This is a genomic window from Pseudomonas viridiflava, from assembly GCF_900602065.1.
GTDB lineage: Bacteria > Pseudomonadota > Gammaproteobacteria > Pseudomonadales > Pseudomonadaceae > Aquipseudomonas.
This window is the reverse complement of record NZ_UWFN01000312.1, coordinates 1-320: the sequence shown is the minus strand read 5'-3', so window position 1 is coordinate 320 and position 320 is coordinate 1. Positions and strand designations below refer to the sequence as shown.

Genomic DNA, 320 nt, shown 5'->3' with positions numbered 1-320 from the left:
TCCGAGTCGGTGTCGTCAGCCTTGAGGCCTTCGGTCAGTGCGTTGTCATCGTCGGCAGACGGGGCAGTATTGGTCAGGACCATGGGGTTGGCGCGGGCCAGTTGTTTTTCCATCGCCAGCAACTGCTGTTGATAGGTCACCGGGTCCGGCTGGTTGCGCAGGTACTGCACGCCGCGTTCGAATGCCAGACGCGCCTGACCTGGCTGATCCTGGGAAAGGGCCATCTGACCGAGGTTGTTGAAGAACTCGATATGCAGGTTCACCAGAATCGTGCGGATTTCGCGGATCCAGTGCTTGGCTTCGCTGGTCTGCAGGAAACC

At 59.7% G+C, this 320-nt stretch carries 1 pseudogene; it reads right to left on the bottom strand.

Annotation, left to right across the window (positions count from 1 at the left end):
- Window positions 1-320 (bottom strand): annotated as a pseudogene (locus EE949_RS24320) (hypothetical protein); the annotation flags it as partial.